This window comes from Streptomyces sp. JJ38 (assembly GCF_019303475.1).
In the GTDB taxonomy this organism is placed as follows: domain Bacteria; phylum Actinomycetota; class Actinomycetes; order Streptomycetales; family Streptomycetaceae; genus Streptomyces.
Window position 1 is genome coordinate 18,706 of record NZ_JABLSI010000024.1, and the last position, 16,883, is coordinate 35,588.

Below are 16,883 nucleotides of genomic sequence, written 5' to 3' on the forward strand. Positions count from 1 at the left end.
GGGGCGCCACCGAACCGCGTACGCGCGCCGTGAGCGGCCCGGGCCGGGGCACCGTCACAGGTCTCAGGTGGAGGTAAGACCGGACCGGGGCCGCCTGAAGAGCCCCGCCAGGACGGCACGATCGGCCTTGCCCGAAGGCGTGCGCGGCAGTTGCGCCTCGACGCTGATGCGTGTCGGAACGAGGGCACGGGGGAGGCGGGCGCCCGCCGAGGCACGCAGCTCGCGGACGGTTACCGGGGAGTCCGGGCCAGCGACGACGGAAACCGCGAGCTCCGCCGGCAGCCCCCGGGCCTCATCCTCGGCCAGAACGACCGCGACAGCTTCGCGGACCTTCGGGTGCGCTTCGAAGGCGGCTTCCACGTCTCCGAGTTCGACGCGATGGCCGCGGATCTTCACCTGCTGGTCGACACGGCCCAGGAACTCGAGGGTGCCGTCGGCCAGCCGCCGGACGCGGTCGCCGGTGCGGTAGCAGCGCCTCACTTCACCCAGGACGACATGGTCGACGAAGTGCGCCGAGGTGAGGCTCTCCCGGTCGAGGTATCCCTCGGCCAGCGTCGGTCCGTACAACAGGACCTCACCCTCCGTCTCCCCTTCACGCAGGGAACCGGGGTCGACGTGGGGATCGGGTTCCAGGTGTATCCGGGTGCCGGGCACGGCCTCGCCCAGGCCCACGGCCGAGGAGTCGCTGACGAGCTGGGCCGTCGACCAGATCGTGGTCTCGGTGGGCCCGTACACGTTCCACAGCTCCTTCGACCGTGACAGCAGTACCTCCGCGAGGGGGCCGGTCATCGCCTCGCCTCCCGACCAGATCCGGCCCGCGGGCAGCCCGCGCCACCCGGCGGCCGTCACCAGCCGCCAGAAACTGGGCGTCGCCTGCACCACATCGGGCCGAAGACGCTCGACGGCTTCGGCGAAGAGGTCCGGGTCGCTGCGGGCCTCTGGGTCGGTGGCGAGTACGGTGCCGCCCACTCGGAGCGGGAGGAGGAGTTCCGCCAGCGAGGGATCGAAGGAGAGGGCCGTGAGCGCCAGCATGGATTCGCCTTCGGCCAGCCCCGGACGCTGGGTCAGCCCGTCAATACGCACCTCAAGGGCCCGGTGCGAGACCGCCACGCCCTTGGGCGTCCCCGTCGAGCCTGACGTGTACATCACGTAGGCCACCTGGTCGAGACCGGTCCTGGGAGGCAGTCCGGCCAGCAGCTCCGCTGGTTCGGTCGCGACCAGCTCGCGGCCCTCGTCCTCCCGCAGGACGACCGCGGGACGTGCGTCACGCAGCACCGCTGCGCGTCTGGTGTCCGGATAGCTGAGATCCACCGGCAGCAGCGCGCGCCGGGAGGCGCCGGCCGCCAGTACGGCGAGCAGCCCGGCCAGCCTGCTGGAGGCCTCCAGCGCGACCAGCGATCCCGCCGGGGACAGTTCCGTGAACCGCGCGGCCAGCCGGTCCACCTGGCTGGCGAGCTCACGGTAGGTGAGGGATCCGCTCGGTGCGACGACCGCGAGGTCGTCGCCGTGCCGGGCTGCTCGTTCTTTGAACTTCGCTGCTATATCGCTCACTTCGGTGCCCCGGGAAGCTCCGCCGAACGTTCCTCTATCACCCCGGCCAGAGCCTCGGGAGTCGGCGCGCGCACCACGTCACGCAACCGCAGTGTGACACCGGCGGCCTTGTTCAGACGCGCGACGAGGGTCAGGCCGGTCAGCGAGGTGCCTCCGATCTCGAACCAGTCGTCGTCCTCGCGCACGTCATCATGGTCGAGCAGTTCACGGAAGACGTCCGCGACGTGTTCCGCAGTAAAGATGGCCGTCATCACCGCACTCCGCTTCGGGGGAAGACCAGGCCCGCGGCCGGGTCCAGGGTCACTTGCTCGCCGAACGGCACGGTCCACGAGGGCGCCGCGTGACTGAGGTCGGCATTGACGAGCACCGGATACGAGGCACCGGGCAGCACCCGGGCCAGCACTGTCCCGACCAGATCCGCCCAGTCCTCCGGGTCCATGTACGGGTTCGCTGCGACGACCATGCCGGCCAGCCGGTTCAGGTCGGTGACGGAGTGGAGCCGCGTCAGCATGTCACCGATGGGCGGATCGCCCCCGGTGTCCCAGTCCAGATCCCAGAAGAGAACCGCGCCGTCGTAGTCCAGGCCGAACTCGTCGACGACGCTGGGAAGCGACCTGATCTCGCCGCCGTAGAAGGGTCCCTCGGCGGAGCCCTCCCTCACCCAGGTCCACCCTCCCGGGTAGTCGCGGTCACGGGGAGCGGCTTCGATCGCGGGGTCGTGCCACGTCGCGAGCGGGCGGGCGCGCCGTCCGACAGGACGGCACTCCAGCGGCCCTTCGGCCGCCAGCGCCCGCCTCAGGTAGCCTGCCGTCTCCGGGAACGGCCCCGGCACGTCGCCGAGATGGACGATCAGCGAACTTCCGTAGTAGCTGCCCACGCCGTGCACGAGCGCGAGATAGTGGTGCAGGTACAGGGTGTCGCAGAAGCCGATCAGGGGCTTACGGACGGCGGTCGGCACCTCGGAGTCCAGCAGCGGCAGCAGTTCCTGGCTGCCGATACCTGAGTCGGAGATGAGCAGCGCGTCCACGCCCGGGTCCGCGAAGGCGTCCCGCAGGTCGCCGGCGCGCTCCTCCGGGCTCCCGGAGGTCAGGCCGTCGTCCGCCATGCCGAAGGCGTGCTTCGAAAAGCTCACCCGGTAGCCGAGGTGCCGCAGTGCCGCCTCCGCCCGCTCACCACGTTCCGGGAGGTGGGCCAGCGTCGGTGCTCCTGGGCTGACCACTCGGATGTGCCCCCCAGGACCTACGGGGTCAGGCGGACGTACTGCGCGTGGCATCTCTCTCCTCGTCGGCTCGATGCGTACCGCCGGTTGCGGTTCATCTTGCATGGCCAGATCAGAGGTAGTGCCCTGACATCTGTGAGGGCCCTGACGCGTCGCCGGACCCGCGGTTCGCCCGACTGAGCCCCCGGCGGTCTCCCCGGCGCCCGCAAAGACCCGGCCGCAGCCACCGCCCGCACCCTGCCCGAGCAGCACGGATCACCGGACGTCGAGGGGTGAGGAACCTTCCGCGTCGTGATATTGGTTTAACTGGCTGGACCCGGACACGGGGGTCCGCACGTAAGCCAGGCATATCCCGAGCCGGTTTACCTTGACAGCCGATTCAGGCCTCAGAGCCGCCAGCGCACAGCGTGCGGCTCAGCACCATCAGCTAAGCGGGGGTGGGCTACACAGTGAATATTGCTATCGCAAACAAGATTAATGACAGGGTCATAGCCTGGAAGAGAAACGGGCAGGTGGGGGCCGCCCTGGGCGATCGATTCCTGAGTCACCCCCCGGAGCCGGACTCCACCGTGATCGTGGCCTGGTCCCAGGCCCGGCCCGATCATTTCGAGGGCCGCACCCACGGAAACCAGTTCAAGATTCCTTTTGGCGAGCACCTGCTCTTCAAGATCAGCGACAACACGGGACTCCTCCAGACCAGGGAGTCAGACGCGGTCGGCCGGATCGACGTCATGTCCGACCACTGGTCCATGTCGAACTTCACCACCACCACGACATTCGTCATCGAGAATCTCGAGGGAGGAGCCGAACTCATCAAAGTGGCACCCCGCCGGATCGGTGCCGTCATTCCCTTCGAGATGTCCAGAGTCCTGATCCCTTCCAGTCAGGGCATGACAGAGCTCAAGATATTCGGCAATCCGCCGACCCTTCTGAATTCCGCGACACACCAGCAGGAGGCGGATGACGGGGTTGGCCGGCTCAACGAGCAGAGCAAGTATTTCCTGGTGCTCGTGGCGTTGTGTGAACCGCGGCTTCGTCTGTCCTCCATGGCCGCCGTCCCTTCGGTCCGGGAGGTGGTGGATCGCCTCAAAACAGTCCCCGGGTTCGCGAACATCAACCGCAGTAGCGTTAATTACCACATAGACTATCTCCGCGAGAGCAAGCTGGCACTGGACGAATGGTCGATGTCAGCGCACGGCGGTCGCATGCACTCCAAGCGGGAAGCGCTGGTGTCCTACGCTCTGCGCTATGACCTCGTCCGGGAGGAGCACCTCGCGCTGCTTCCGCCCTGGAGCGGACAACACGCCGCCTGAACCGTCCGGCCTGGAGCGGCGCCAGTGCACTGCTCCAGGCCGAACCGTCCGCGGGTCATTCGCTCGCGCGCATGTCCTGGACGACGAAGCGGAACTCGCTGGTCACCGGGTTGCCGTCGGCACCGCGCAGCCACAGGTGTTCGACATCGGGAATCATCTCCTGCACCTGGACCAGGGCGTCCGGGTCGGAGACCTTCCGCAGCAGGCGGATGATGCCGTCCACCATCATCGAGCTGTGCGCGTCGCAGAAGACCGGCTTGAGTTCGCCGGGCACACGCACGAACGTGTAGCGGGGAACCCCCCGCGACTCGAACAGTTTCCGGAGGCTCGCGCCCTTCCCGGCGGCCGGCGGCAGCTGCCGGACCGGGAACTGCCACGTCCGACGCTGTACGACGACGTCATCGAGGCTGAGGCGCCTTTGGTGTTCCCCTTTCGGACTCAGGGAGAAGGTGCTGGCGAACGCCAGGGACAGGAACTCCCCGATGAAGTCGCAGAGACGGGCCAGCGGCTCCCCGGTGGCGTCGACGACGAGCACCTCGCCGTCCCGGTCTGCCACGGTCATGCCCACGCAGCTCAGCTTCGGTATCGCGTGGGCCACCACGGAACGGGACCACAGGGTCCAGTACTTCTGCTTGTCTGCGATGTAATGGGCTGGCGGTGGCGCCGTCCGGGGGGTCTTGCGGGGCCAGTAGGCCGGGAAAGCGGGAATGTAGCGCTCGGACGTCGATGCTTCGATCAACTCCTCGATCCTCCCCGGCCTGGGTTGGGTGTCGAGGCAGAACCGGTAGTCGAGCGGGTTGGCCGCCATGTGCAGTTCGCCCAGGACCCACGTGTGCCGCTCACCGTCGCTCGCCAGCATGAAGTCCGGGCTGTGGAGCCGGGCGGCCGACCAGCCGTACCGAGGTGTGGCGAAGACCTCCAGCCAGCGCTCCCGCAGGGCCTGGGTCCGGTAGGTGACGGCTGCGGCCGTGGACTCCCGCGGCTCCGATTCCTCCAGAACGCGCTGGACCTTCGCGTGGACGTCAGCCATCACGCGTCGGGAGAGGACGCTGCTGCCGTCCGGGGCGAGAACGGGGGCCAGCTCGTCGAACACCGCCTCGAAGGAGTGATCGCCCTCGGCGAGTGCCTCTCGTGCCAGGCCGTCGATCTCTTCGGCCACCTTCCACGTCACATACCGGCTGACCGCCATCAGGAGTTCGAGCGGGCCGCTGAGCTCGGCCACGGCCCGGGCTCCCACGACCGCGTCCCAGTCGACCGCGACATCGTGGTACAACAGCGTCCTGCTGTCCGGGTCGACCTCCTTGAGGACCCGTCGCTCGTGGCCGGTGGCTTCTTCGAATGCCTCACCGAGCCGGTTCATCGCCTCGATGGTCTTTCCAGCGTCCCCCAGAACAACGGACACCTCGTCGCGCAGGAGCTGAAGCTTCCGCAAGCTGGCCGTGAGCCGCGAACGGAGTTCGCCCTCCGGAAAGCGGGAGAGCTGAGCCATGACATGGGCCTCAAGACCACGCTCGTTGGGGAGCTCGAACCCCCACCACAGGCAGTCGGCCTTGTGGAGCTGCCGCAGCACCGGCTCGAGACGCTCACGCGTCCAGGGCTCCCCGTCACCCGATGATTCCCGGAGCACCTCCAGCAGCTCCGTAGCGTGGTCCGGGCCGGTGGCGAGGCCCTCCAGCACACTCTTCTGATCCGGTGTCAACCGGAGCGGACGCCGACGCGGTCGGAGAAAGAAGTCCCCGTCGAGCACGCCCACTTCGCTCTCGATGACCGGCAGGTACCACCGCACTTCGGGGTCCGCGGTCCAGCTCTCGGTCAGCGCCGCGATCGCCCAGGGCTCGAACTCCTCGTAGTGGCCGACCCGGGTACCGGTTCCCTCGGCCCGGGCGGTCGTGTCCACGGTTGGGTCGATCTCCGCCCAGCCGGAAGGCCCGTAGAAACCCACCGTCTCGTTCTTCGTGGCGTACCGCTGGACGTACGCGCCGAGAGCGAGCAGCTTGTCACGGTAACGGGCGGGTTTGCGCCGTGCGGGACCGACGCCCTCCACCCCGTACCTGAGCAGCCAAGAGTTGACGATGGTGGGGTTCTGCCAGCTCAGCGCCTCTAGGAGCCAGGGGTCAGCGGAGACGTCCTCCAGCAGCGCACACAGCTTGTCCACGTCACGTCCGGCCTCCTCGGCCGCTTTGATGAACTCCAGGAGCCGGGTCACGGGCAGGCCCGCGGAGCGGAGCATCGCGACCGGCCACAGAGCCCAGTCTTCACTGAGTCTGACCAACGGAATTCCATCGCCCGCACGTGTGTAGCCGTCCGTGCCGTCAGTCTCGGCTGTCATCATCACCCACCTGTGAGAGGTTCATTGAGTTGGCCACGGTCCGAGCTCTGCCGTGTCGGCACAACGCGCCCGTCCCACGGGGACGGGCAGGGGTCCGGCCCGCCGTGCGCAGCCGGAACCGACGAGATCGCCGGTGCTCGCTACCGCTCTTCCACCTGGGCCTGGACCAGGCCGGCGAAGCGATCCAGCCCCTCTTCGATCTGGTCCGTCGTGACGCTGCTCCAGGAGAACCTGATCTGACGATGCCCTCCGCCCCCGGCGTAGAAGTGACGCATCGGCACCCAGGAGATCCCGAACTCGGCGGCGGAACGGCGCAGGAGATCGTCGTCCACCGTGAAGGGCATCGTCAGCACGGCGAAGAAGCCGCCGGCCGGGATGTTCCACGTCACCGGTGCCGGTCCGGCGGCGGAGAACCTCGCCGCCAGCCCCTGAAGCATGCACTCACGGTTGTCGGCGTATCGACGGTTCTCCGCCGCGACCGCGGTCGCCAGGCTGAAGTCGTTCTCGATCAGCTTGCCCGCCACCACCGCCTGCGTGATGGAGGACGTGTTCACGCTGACCATGCTCTTGACGACGGACAGTCTGTCCGCGAGGAGGCCGTCGGGCCGGCCCGCGCGCCAGACCGGCTGGTCCGCCACGACGTAGCCGACGCGTGCCGAGGGCATCACCGTCTTGGCGAAGGAGCCGAAATACACGACGCGCTGGGCCCGGTCCAGACTCTTGAGTGTCGGCAGCCGGGTGTCCGTGCCGAACAGTCCATAGGGGTTGTCCTCCAGAAGGAGCATGTCCTCCGACTCCGCCAAAGCGAGCAGCTCATGGCGCGTTGCAAGGCCGAGGCGCGTACCCGTCGGATTGGAGTAGTCCGGAACCAGATAGCAGCCACGCGGCCGGAGCCCCCGCGATCTCGCTTCCCGTATTCGACGCCGCAGATCCTCCAGGTCGATGCCGTCACTGCCGGTACGCACCGGGAGGACCGGCACGTCCAGGAGCCCTGCCGCACCCGCGAACCCGACGTAGTAGGGCGACGCGGCGAGCATGACGTCCTGCGGGCCGACGCACAGAGTGCGGATGACCAGCAGCATCGCCTCCTGGCAGCCGACGGTGACGACGATCGCCTCCGGGTCGGCCTCGATCTCCTCGTCCACCGCCAGATGCCGGGCGACGATGTCGTGGATCACGCCCTTCGTCCGTCCGTACTGGAAGAGCGTCCGCTGGATCCGTTCAGCCCCGTTCCCGTGGCCCCGCGCTGTCGCAAACCGCCGGTAGGCGGCCAGGTAGCGCTCGATCTGCTCCGGCTCCACGAAGGCGTCGGTCGGACGCCCGGCAGCGAAGGAGATCGCCTCCGGATAGCGTTCCGACACCTCGTTCAGCAGTTCCATGGACGCCATCACCGGGTCCCGCAGGGAGCCGTGCAGGTCCTCCGCGTCGAGCCGGAGCCCGAGCCGGTCGACGGCCTCGGGCGTGCCGGCCGTCATGCGACGACCTTCAGACCGCGGGCGGCGCCGACATCCTTACAGCCGGCCAGGATCATGGTCTCCTCCAGTTCTGTGCGCAGCAGCCCGAGCACCTCCCGCACGCCCGGTGCACCGCCGACACCGAGGCCCCACAGGACCGGTCGGCCCACGAGCACCGCGTCGGCCCCCAGAGCGAGAGCCTTGAGAACGTCTGCACCATGCCGTATCCCGCCGTCCATGAGGACCGCACAGCGGTCCCCCAGGGCCTGGCGGACGGCGGGCAGGGCGGTCGCCGTGGCCACCGCACCGTCGAGCTGACGGCCACCGTGGTTCGACACGACGACGGCGTCCACGCCGGCCTCGGCCGCCCGCACCGCGTCTTCCGGGGCCAGCACCCCCTTCACCACCAGGGGGAGAGACGTACGGGACCGCAGCCAGGCAACATCGTCGAACGACAGGGAGCCGTCGAAGAGGGTCTCGGACTCGGCACGCAGCGGCCCGCCACCCGGCACGCTCCCCTGGTCCCCGGGCGGGAGGTTGACAGCGGAGAGGTGGCCGGGGACCGTCAGACCACGGCGCAGATCACGTAGCCGGCGGGCCATGACCGGCAGGTCGACCGTCAGCATCAGAGCAGCCACGCCGGCGGCCTCGGCCCGCCGCACCAGGTCGAGAGTCACCTCCCGGTCGCGCAACCAGTAGAGCTGAAGCCATGTCGTCGCCCCGGTCTCCGTCACCTCCTCGATCGTCCTGGACCCCATCATGCTGAGAACGAACGGGACGCCGTGCGCGGCCGCCGCCCGGGCGACGGCCAGTTCGCCGTCGGGGTGGAACCACCGCTGGTACGCCATCGGGGCGGTCGCCAGCGGCAAGTCCGCGGGCGAGCCGAGCAGACTGACCGTCATCGCCGGCTCGGTCGAACCGGCCAGGACACGCGGCACGATCCGCACCCGGTCGAGCGCCGTCCGGTTCGCCGCGACGGTCAGCTCCCGGCCGCTGCCTCCGGAGACGAAGTCCCAGGCGTCCGACGCCATCCGCTCTTCGGCCGCACGCTCGAAGTCGTCGAGGGAGTGCATCGAAGCCATCGTCTGTTCCTCACCCATGTCTTTGATCACGGCAAACCCGGCCCGAGCACGTTCCGCGGCTGGCCTGTTGGCCTTCAGGGACGATGCCCGGCTGACAGCCGCGCTCGGTCCACCTTGCCGTTGGCGTTCAACGGCAGCTCGGGGCAGGGACGGATCACGCGCGGAAGCATGTACCCGGGCAGCTTCTCCTCCAGTTCCCGCCGAAGCGCGTTCACGTCGGCTTCCGCCCCGTGGAAGACGACGTGGGCCTCCAGCCGCCGCCCCTCCGCCTCCCCCACGGTGAACACGGCACAGTCGGCGACGGCATCGGACCGGCGGATGACCGTCTCGACCTCACCGAGTTCCACCCGCATCCCGTGCAGCTTCACCTGGTCGTCCAGTCGGCCGAGGAAGTCGATCGTGCCGTCGGCGAGCCAGCGGCCCCGGTCTCCGGTCCGGTAGAACCGTCCGGCCCGACCGGGCAGTTCCACGAAACGCTCACGGTCGAGAGCGGGGCGGTTGTGGTAGCCGATCGCCACCCGCGGCCCACCGATGAAGATCTCCCCGGCACCGCCGCCCTCCACCGGGCGGAACCGCTCGTCCAGGATCAGCACCACGGCTCCGGCGACCGGACGTCCGACAGGGACTCGGGAACCGGAGACCGACTCCTCGTCGATCTCCTGTGCCGTGGAGAACGTCGTGCACTCCGTCGGACCGTACATGTGGAGGACGCGCCGTGGCGCCCCTGCTTCGAGGACCCGCCGCACCAGGGCCGGATCGGCCGCCTCGCCTCCGGTCAGGAGCTGGTCGACACCGCTGAAGACGGCCGGACTGAGCCTCGCGTGGAGATGGAAGACCGCCATGGGCACATGCATGACCGTCACCGAGGCCGCTGCGATGAACTTCTCGAGCTCCGGGGCCGAGAGGAGCTGGTCCTTCGAGATCCCGACGAGACAGGCGCCGTTGGCCAGCGCGCCCCACACCTCGAACGTGGCGGCGTCGAACGCCGTGTTGGCGGCCAGGGGTATGACGTCGCCGGCACCGATCCGACAGTAGTCCTGATCACTCACCAGCCGACGGATCGCCTCGTGGGCCACGACGACGCCCTTGGGTGCTCCAGTCGAACCGGAGGTGTACATGATGTACGCGGCCCGTTGCCCGCTCTCCACCCTGGACAGGCCACCGCGCTCCGAACCCCGCGGGCGCAGCGCGGTGAACTCCAGCGCGGAGGGAAAGAGCTCGTGCGCGGCCTCGTCCCGGACGACGAGCTTCGCACCGGAATCCTCGAGGAGGAACGCGTTCCTGCCCGGCGGATTGTCCAGTGCGAGCGGCAGGTACACAGCGCCGGCCTTGAGTACCCCGAGCATCGCCGTGACCAACGCCGCCGAGGGTGCCATCGCCAGACCGACCACGTCTTCCGCCGCGACGCCCCGCTCCCGGAGCGCCCGGCCGAGGGAATCGGCCTGCTCATCGAGCTCCCCGTAGCTGAGTTCGCCGTCGTGGAAGCGCAGTGCCGGGGCGTCGGGTGCGCGACGGACCTGCTCGTCGAAGACGTCGGTCATGGTCCGTCCGTCCGCCCCCGACATCGCCGAAGACACCGCCGAAGTCCGCTCGGCTCTCATCTGTCGTGCCCTCCTTGGTCTGCTGCACCCCGGTCGGCCGCCTCACATGGCCCGGTGCGGTCATCGGTGCCGGACGCCTGTCGTGCCGTCACACACATCGGACACGCCCATCAGCCCAGCCCGAGGGAGTTGGCGACGATGACCTTCTGGATCTCGGTCGTCCCCTCCACGATCGTGTAGGCACGGACCCGCCGGTACAGGTACTCCAGCGGATGGCCCCGGACCCAGGCCGTGCCACCGTGGACCTGGAACACGTCGTTGACCGTGCGCACAGCGTTCTCCGTGGCGATCCACTTGGCCTGGGCGGCCTCGGCGACGACGTCGGCCCCCTCGTCGAAGGCCTGGGTTGCCGAGTGCGTCAGCAGCCGTGCGGCCTCCAGCATCGCCTGCCCGCGGACGAGGTGCTGCTGCACGTGCTGATGTGCGCCGATGGTTCCCCCGAACGTCTGCCGGGTCTTGGCGAACTCCAGGCCGGCCGCCAGGGCCTGCTGGGCGATCCCGTTCGCGGTCGCGGCCACCATGAGCCGCCCCTTGGCCAGCATTCTGGACGTCAGGAAACCGGCTTCCGCCCATCCGTCGGAACCGCCGAGCAGCGCGCCCTCGTCGAGCTGGACGTCGTCCAGGATCACGTCGTACACAGCGCCGTCGGCCATGCCCTCGTAGCGGTGTCCCACGACGAAGCCGGGCGTGTCCGTCCGCACGATGAAGACGCCCGTGCGCTCCTCGCCGTCGGCGACCGCCACGGAGGCCAGGACCAGCGCGATCCGAGCGTCAGCTGCGTTACTCACGAAGGTCTTGCGGCCGGACAGGGACCATCCGCCCGCTCCGCGGCGCCGCGCCCTGGTCGCGGGGCGCAGCATGTTCGACCCGCCCTCGGGCTCCGTCATGGCAAGACAACGCGTGGTCTCGCCTGCGATCAGCGGGCGCAGGTACCGCTCCTTCTGCTCAGCGGTACCGTGCAGAAGCAGTTCGCTGGGTCCTTCCGCCTGGCACAGCGCGACCGGCGCCAGACGGCAGCCACTGGCTTCGGCCCGCTCGTAGAGAAGCGCCTTGGCCGCGAGGGGAGCCGACTGGCCACCGTACTCGGCAGGGTAATCGCAGGCGTAGAATCCCAGTTCGGCAGATCTGCGGCGAACCATCGCCGCGACCGAGGCCGGTGGTTCGTCCCGCATGCTGTCGCAGGTCTCCGACTCCAGGGGAACCAGCTCTCGTCTGACGAACGACGCGAACGACTCCGCGAAGGGCGCATGCTCGCGGGCATAGCGGTCTCGCAGGGATCCGCTCAGCATTCGGCCTGCTCAGCGTTGCGGTCCCCGCCCTCCTCGGCGGTCTGCGACAGCCGGGCCAGTTCCGTGCGGAGGGCCTCGGACAGTGACCGGCGGGTCGGATGATCCACCAGTGTCCTGAGTCCGACGGCCAGGCCGAGCTCCTCGTTGAGCTCGGCGATCAGGCGAGCCGCCAGGAGCGACGTACCGCCGAGGACGAAGAAGTCGTCATCGTCCCCGATCGCCCCGGTTTCCAGAGCTCGCTCCCAGGCGCTGCGGACCGAGCCGCTGACGTCGACCATCAGGTGTCTCCGATTCTGCTGTAGGACAGGATCTCGCCCAGCCAGTGCCGCCACCGTCTGCCGAGTGCCTCCACGCGGTCGTCCGGCGTCTCACGGCTGGCGGCGATCCGGAGGCGCAGTTCGCCCTCCCTGGCCACGACCGCCGCGGCCACCGGGGCGTTGGGCACCGCGTGTTCCGGTTCGATCTCCTCGGCCGGCACACCCGCGACCGTCCAGCCCGGGTCCGCGGGGGCGTGTTCGAAGATGAGCACGGTGTCGATGTGCCCGCCCCAGGGGCGGCCCGCGAGCGTCGCACCGGAGGCGACGACGGTGGAGAAGGGGACGGCCGCGTGGTCGATTTCCCGCCACCAGCCCCTGCGGAACGCGCGGATGCCGGCGCCAACCGTGCTCCACTCACCGGTCGTGTCAACGGAGAGAACCGTGTTCATGAAGCAGCCGACGACGTCGGCGAACTCGGTGTTGCGCTGTCCCCAGGTGTAGCCGACGACGGTGGGTCCGTCTCCGTCGAGATCGCGCAGGGCCCGATGGAGAGCGGCCAGGACGAGCTGGTAGACCGAGCCCCGGAGATCGTCGGGGATCTCGACCGGCTCGGGTGTGTGCACGGCCGCGACCGTCAGCTGGGCTTCCGACCGGCGCGGAAGGTGCTCACCGGCCTCCTCCAGCCGCGCCCTCCAGAAGGCGGGCCCACCGCCGCGTGACGCCTCGGCCTCGGCCTGTACCCGATCCCGTACGGCGGCCTCGTACCGTCGTAGGCGGGCCGAAGGGTCCGATGTGCGGAATGTACTCGGCGGTGGATCCGAGAGTTGCCGTTTCACCAGCCCCAGTGACTGTTCGTCCACCACCGTGTGGTCGAACATGAGCAGGAGAAGGTCGCCGTCGGCGACGCGGATGAGCCGCGCGGCCATGGGGTCCGGTTCGGTCGACTCCTCAAAGGCCTCGACCGCGTCGGCTACGAGCCGGGACGCTCGCTCGGCGGACGGAGCTTCGCACGTCTCGAACCCGCATCCGCCTCCGTGCCACCGCTGGACCGGGGTGCCGTGGGCGAGATCCACGCGGCAGGACAGGGCGGGGTTGCCCGTCACCATGGCGTCGAGGACGTCCTGGAGAACCGCGGTGGCCACCGCACCCGGCGGCATCCGGAACAACAGCGGGACGCATACCCGGCGCCCGGTGCTCTCCGCGATCACGGCGAAGCGCAGCTGGGCGTCCGTGAGAGGAAACGCCTCATCGCCACCGGGGACCGTGTCCTCTCCTCCGGATCCGTCCGTCAACCGCAGGCCGTCAGGGGTGCTCATCCGGTCCCGATTCCACGGCGGCTGCCTCACGCAGACGCGCTGTCTCGGCCTGTAGTCCGCCCGGCGACGGGTACTCGAACACCAGGCTGGTCGGCGGCCGCCAGCCGGTCAGCTCCTCGTAGCGCGAGAGCAGCCGGAAGACGAGCAGGGAGTGCCCGCCCATCCGGAAGAAGTCCGAGTCAGGTGTGATGTCGTCCCGGCCCAGCACCTCGCGAAACGCCCGCAACCACGGGAACTCGGCCGCTGCCGTCGCGAGCGGCGGCCCCTCGGCCGGCTCCGGTGGGACGGTCAGGGCGGTGAAGTCCACCTTGCCCGTCGCGGCGTGCCGGGGGATGAGGGGCACGGACACCCAACGGCGCGGTACCGCGTAGCGCGGGAGAAGGGCGGCCAGGGCACGTTCCAGCCCGTCGGCCGCATCGTCCTGACCACCGGCCACGAAGCCGACCAGGATGTCGGCCCCGCCTGCGGGCATCACGGTCACGGCACAGTCGCTCCCCGGCCGCACGGTCTTGACCGCGAGCTCGATCTCCTCCAGCTCGATGCGGTGGCCGTTCACCTTCACCTGGCGGTCCAGCCGCCCGAGGAAGTGGAACATGCCGTCGCCATCCTGGAACCCGCGGTCACCCGTGAGGTAGTACAGGCGGTCGGATCGCGAGGGGAGACGCGTGAACCGGTGCTCGTTCGCCTCGGGGTCTTCGACGTACCGCGCGGCCCCGCCCGGGACGGCGATCGCGATGTTGCCGACCATGCCATGCGGCAGGGCGATGCCGCGGGTGTCGACGACGCACACGTCCACCCCGTCCAGCGGCCGTCCGATCGGCACACCGGCCCCGTCCGGTCCGGAACCGTCCGGGGTCGCGTCCTCACCCCACGCGAAGCAGGTTGAGGTGATCACCGCCTCGGTGACGCCGTACGCGTTGAGGACGCGCGGCCCACCGGGAAGTCCGGCAAGGCGCCCCATGTCCGCCGCGGACAACCGTTCGCCCCCCACGACGAGGAGGCGCAGCCGCTGATCGCGTCCCGCCAGCAGCGCGTCCAGCGCGTCGGCCACCGACAGGGCGTAGCTCGTCGGGATGTTGAGCACGCTGATCCCCCGAGCCAGCATGAGCGCCGCGAGCTCCTCGCCGGTCGGCGCTTCGTGACGCGGGATGACGAGCGAGGCTCCCACGCGGAGGGTCGGCAGTACCTCCTCGATGAACACGTCGAAGGCCGGATCGGCGAACTGGAGGACGTGGTCGTCGCCGTCGAGCCGGTACCTCCCGGTCACCGCGGCGACGATCCGGCTCAGGGAATCGGAGGGTACGGCGACCGCCTTGGGCACACCGGTCGATCCGGAGGTGTGGATGACGTACGCCGCCCCCGGCCGCGGCACCCCCTCGCCCCCAGGCCTCAGCACCCGGTCGGGCTGCGAGATGTCACACACCATGCGGTCGGTGTCGGCCAGGTCGACGATGTCTTCCGGCTGCGTCACCACGGCTGCGGGCCTGAGCCGGTCGAGGACCGTGTTCAACAGGTTCCGCGGCAGCGCGGTCGACAGCGGCGCGAAGACGATCCCGCTCCGCAGGCAGGCGAGCAGGTACACGATCGCCTCCACGCCCCGCGGGATGCGGAGCGCGAGCACGTCGCCCTCGCCGAGCCCGGCGCGGTGCAGCTGCCTGATGCGTGCCTCGACCCGTTCGTCCAGGTCCTGGTAGGTGAGGGCCTCAGCCCCGTGGAGCACGGCGGCAGCCGAGGAGTCGGTGGGCAACTCAGCGACCAGGGGTTCGAGGGGCGGGAGCGGGCCAGGGCCGGACGTCGTCGGCGAGGTCGCCGCGTCCACGCCCTCCAGCGACCCGAGCGGCTGGTCGGGGTCGCTCGCGTAGTTCCGCAGCAGGCACGCGAACCGTGCGGCCAACGTCCTGATGTCGTCCTCGGAGAACCGCTGCGTGGAGTAGTCCCACACGACGGTGTACTCCTGGCGTCCGGCGCCCCCGTAGACGGCGTCGGGCGGGAGGACCACGACATCGATGTCAAAGCGGGCGCTGCGCTCGTTCAACCCACCGTGCACCTCCACCGCCAGCCCGGACGGGCCCGTCGTCGGGAGCGGCCGGTCGTGCATGCTGAACATGACGTTGAACAGCTGGTTGTCCAGATCAGCGGAGCTGAGCCCGAGCGCCCGCACCATGTCCTGGACCGGCGCCGACTGGTGGTCCATGGCGTCGTAGACGGAGGCCATCGCCGCCCACGCGCTCTGGTGGCCGGAGGCTCCGGGGGCGGCCGGCATCCGCAACGGGACGCTGTTCACCAGCATGCCGACCGTGTGCTCGAACCGGGGCGGCCGGTTGGGCAGCGCGGTCCCGATCACCAGGTCCTCCTGGCCGCTGTGACGCCTGCACGTCTCGGCGAAGGCGGCCAGCAGGGCCGGGAAGACCGTGTAGCCGCCACCGCGCGCGGTCGACGTCACGGCCGCCATGAGCTCAGCGGGCAGCTTCTGACGATACTGCGCTCCGGTGAAGTCACGACGGTCCGCCCGCTTCGACCCCAGGCCGGGGAAGTCGATTCCGTACGTCGCTCCCTTGAGGGTGTCCACCCACCAGTCCACGGCACGGGACGCATCGGCGACGTACTCGGGGGAACGGGTGAAGGCCACATACTCCTCGTACGTGGGAGCCACCGGAGGCTGATAGGTCGTGCCGTCGAGCCGCGCGGCATACCTGCTGAACACGTCGTCCAGAAAGCCTCCGAAGGACCGGCCGTCGTGGATCAGGTGGTGTTCCGCGTGAACGAGCTGCCAGTGGTCGTCGGCGAGCCGCAGCAGAACCCAGCGTGCCAGCGGTGCCGTGCCCAGGTCGAACTCCCGGGCCGCGTGAACTCTCACCGCGTCGAGCCGACGTTCTTCGCGGTCCGGTACGTGCCGGAGGTCGTGTTCGGGGATCTCGACAGCGACGTCCGGGGCGACTTCCTGAACGGGCATCGTGTCAGGGCCATCACACAGGCGGAGCCGCATCGCGTCATGGTGCCCGACCGCTTCGACGAGAGCGTCGCGCAGGAACCCGACGTCGAGGGTTCCGCGGAGGTCGACGACCGCTGTGAAGTAGTAGGCGCGGCTGCCCGGGGCTATCTGCTCGTGCAGCCAGACCAGTTCTTGCTGCTTGCTGAGTGGGAACACGTGACTCCTCGTGGGCACGACTTCGGTTCATGGTGCACGTCAAGGCCCCCTGTGGCGTCCTGACACCTGTGAGGCTGACAGCCGGCCAGCGGGTCTTGATCATTGCTCCCATGTCTCCCGCGCTCCCCCGACGCCTTCCGATAGGAGTCCGCCGAAGCTGCCACTGCGTTCTTGACTCACCTCAGGTCCGCGTCATCGGCGAACGGCGTCCCGCCCCCGGCTCCCCACGTGCCGCGTTCGTGCCCGCGTGACGACCGGACAGCTGCCGGACGTCTCCGGTTCGGCTTTGACCGTCGGGCCCTTGGACGCCGCGTTCGGACACCC

The 16,883-nt window shown here is 69.5% G+C and carries 12 protein-coding genes; 1 reads left to right on the forward strand and 11 read right to left on the reverse strand.

Annotated features, from left to right (window positions below; all coding sequences use genetic code 11):
* Window positions 1-63 precede the first annotated feature (63 nt).
* From HPT28_RS15225 to HPT28_RS15235, 3 genes are read right to left on the reverse strand one after another with little or no spacing between them, the layout of a single operon-like run.
* Window positions 64-1,551, reverse strand: a complete 1,488-nt coding sequence (locus HPT28_RS15225; protein WP_219091618.1) for an AMP-binding protein — start codon at window positions 1,549-1,551, stop codon at window positions 64-66.
* Window positions 1,548-1,802: a phosphopantetheine-binding protein gene (locus HPT28_RS15230; RefSeq protein ID WP_257578672.1), complete on the reverse strand. Its 255-nt coding sequence runs from the start codon at window positions 1,800-1,802 to the stop codon at window positions 1,548-1,550. Before HPT28_RS15230 ends, HPT28_RS15225 begins: the two co-directional genes overlap by 4 nt.
* Window positions 1,802-2,770 (reverse strand): LD-carboxypeptidase, encoded by a 969-nt coding sequence (locus tag HPT28_RS15235; protein WP_219091620.1) that lies wholly within the window; start codon window positions 2,768-2,770, stop codon window positions 1,802-1,804. The genes HPT28_RS15230 and HPT28_RS15235 overlap by 1 nt, the downstream gene beginning before the upstream one ends.
* 437 nt (window positions 2,771-3,207) lie before the next feature.
* On the opposite strand from HPT28_RS15235, the gene HPT28_RS15240 reads away from it, so the two are divergent.
* Window positions 3,208-4,083, forward strand: a complete 876-nt coding sequence (locus HPT28_RS15240; protein ID WP_219091621.1) for a hypothetical protein — start codon at window positions 3,208-3,210, stop codon at window positions 4,081-4,083.
* A 55-nt stretch (window positions 4,084-4,138) separates the two neighbouring features.
* Here the strand turns inward: HPT28_RS15240 and HPT28_RS15245 are convergent, their stop codons facing one another.
* The 8 genes from HPT28_RS15245 to HPT28_RS15280 all read right to left on the reverse strand — a co-directional run bounded on the left by HPT28_RS15245 (window position 4,139) and on the right by HPT28_RS15280 (window position 16,559).
* Entirely contained in the window at window positions 4,139-6,355 is a 2,217-nt protein-coding gene (locus HPT28_RS15245; protein WP_219091622.1) for a lantibiotic dehydratase, read from the reverse strand.
* A gap of 197 nt (window positions 6,356-6,552) precedes the next feature.
* On the reverse strand, window positions 6,553-7,887 hold the full coding sequence (locus HPT28_RS15250) for a PLP-dependent aminotransferase family protein (RefSeq protein ID WP_219091623.1): 1,335 nt from the start codon (window positions 7,885-7,887) through the stop codon (window positions 6,553-6,555).
* Entirely contained in the window at window positions 7,884-8,948 is a 1,065-nt protein-coding gene (locus HPT28_RS15255; RefSeq protein WP_257578665.1) for an alpha-hydroxy acid oxidase, read from the reverse strand. Before HPT28_RS15255 ends, HPT28_RS15250 begins: the two co-directional genes overlap by 4 nt.
* Window positions 8,949-9,022: 74 nt before the next feature.
* Window positions 9,023-10,489: an amino acid adenylation domain-containing protein gene (locus tag HPT28_RS15260; protein ID WP_219091625.1), complete on the reverse strand. Its 1,467-nt coding sequence runs from the start codon at window positions 10,487-10,489 to the stop codon at window positions 9,023-9,025.
* A 170-nt stretch (window positions 10,490-10,659) separates the two neighbouring features.
* Entirely contained in the window at window positions 10,660-11,838 is a 1,179-nt protein-coding gene (locus tag HPT28_RS15265) for an acyl-CoA dehydrogenase family protein (RefSeq protein WP_219091626.1), read from the reverse strand.
* The gene (locus tag HPT28_RS15270; RefSeq protein ID WP_219091627.1) at window positions 11,832-12,116 is read right to left on the reverse strand and encodes a phosphopantetheine-binding protein; all 285 of its coding nucleotides are present in this window, start codon (window positions 12,114-12,116) and stop codon (window positions 11,832-11,834) included. The genes HPT28_RS15265 and HPT28_RS15270 overlap by 7 nt, the downstream gene beginning before the upstream one ends.
* Window positions 12,116-13,411, reverse strand: coding sequence for a condensation domain-containing protein (locus HPT28_RS15275; protein ID WP_219091628.1), 1,296 nt, complete (start codon window positions 13,409-13,411; stop codon window positions 12,116-12,118). The genes HPT28_RS15270 and HPT28_RS15275 overlap by 1 nt, the downstream gene beginning before the upstream one ends.
* Window positions 13,398-16,559, reverse strand: a complete 3,162-nt coding sequence (locus HPT28_RS15280) for a condensation domain-containing protein (protein ID WP_219091629.1) — start codon at window positions 16,557-16,559, stop codon at window positions 13,398-13,400. The genes HPT28_RS15275 and HPT28_RS15280 overlap by 14 nt, the downstream gene beginning before the upstream one ends.
* Window positions 16,560-16,883: the final 324 nt, after the last annotated feature.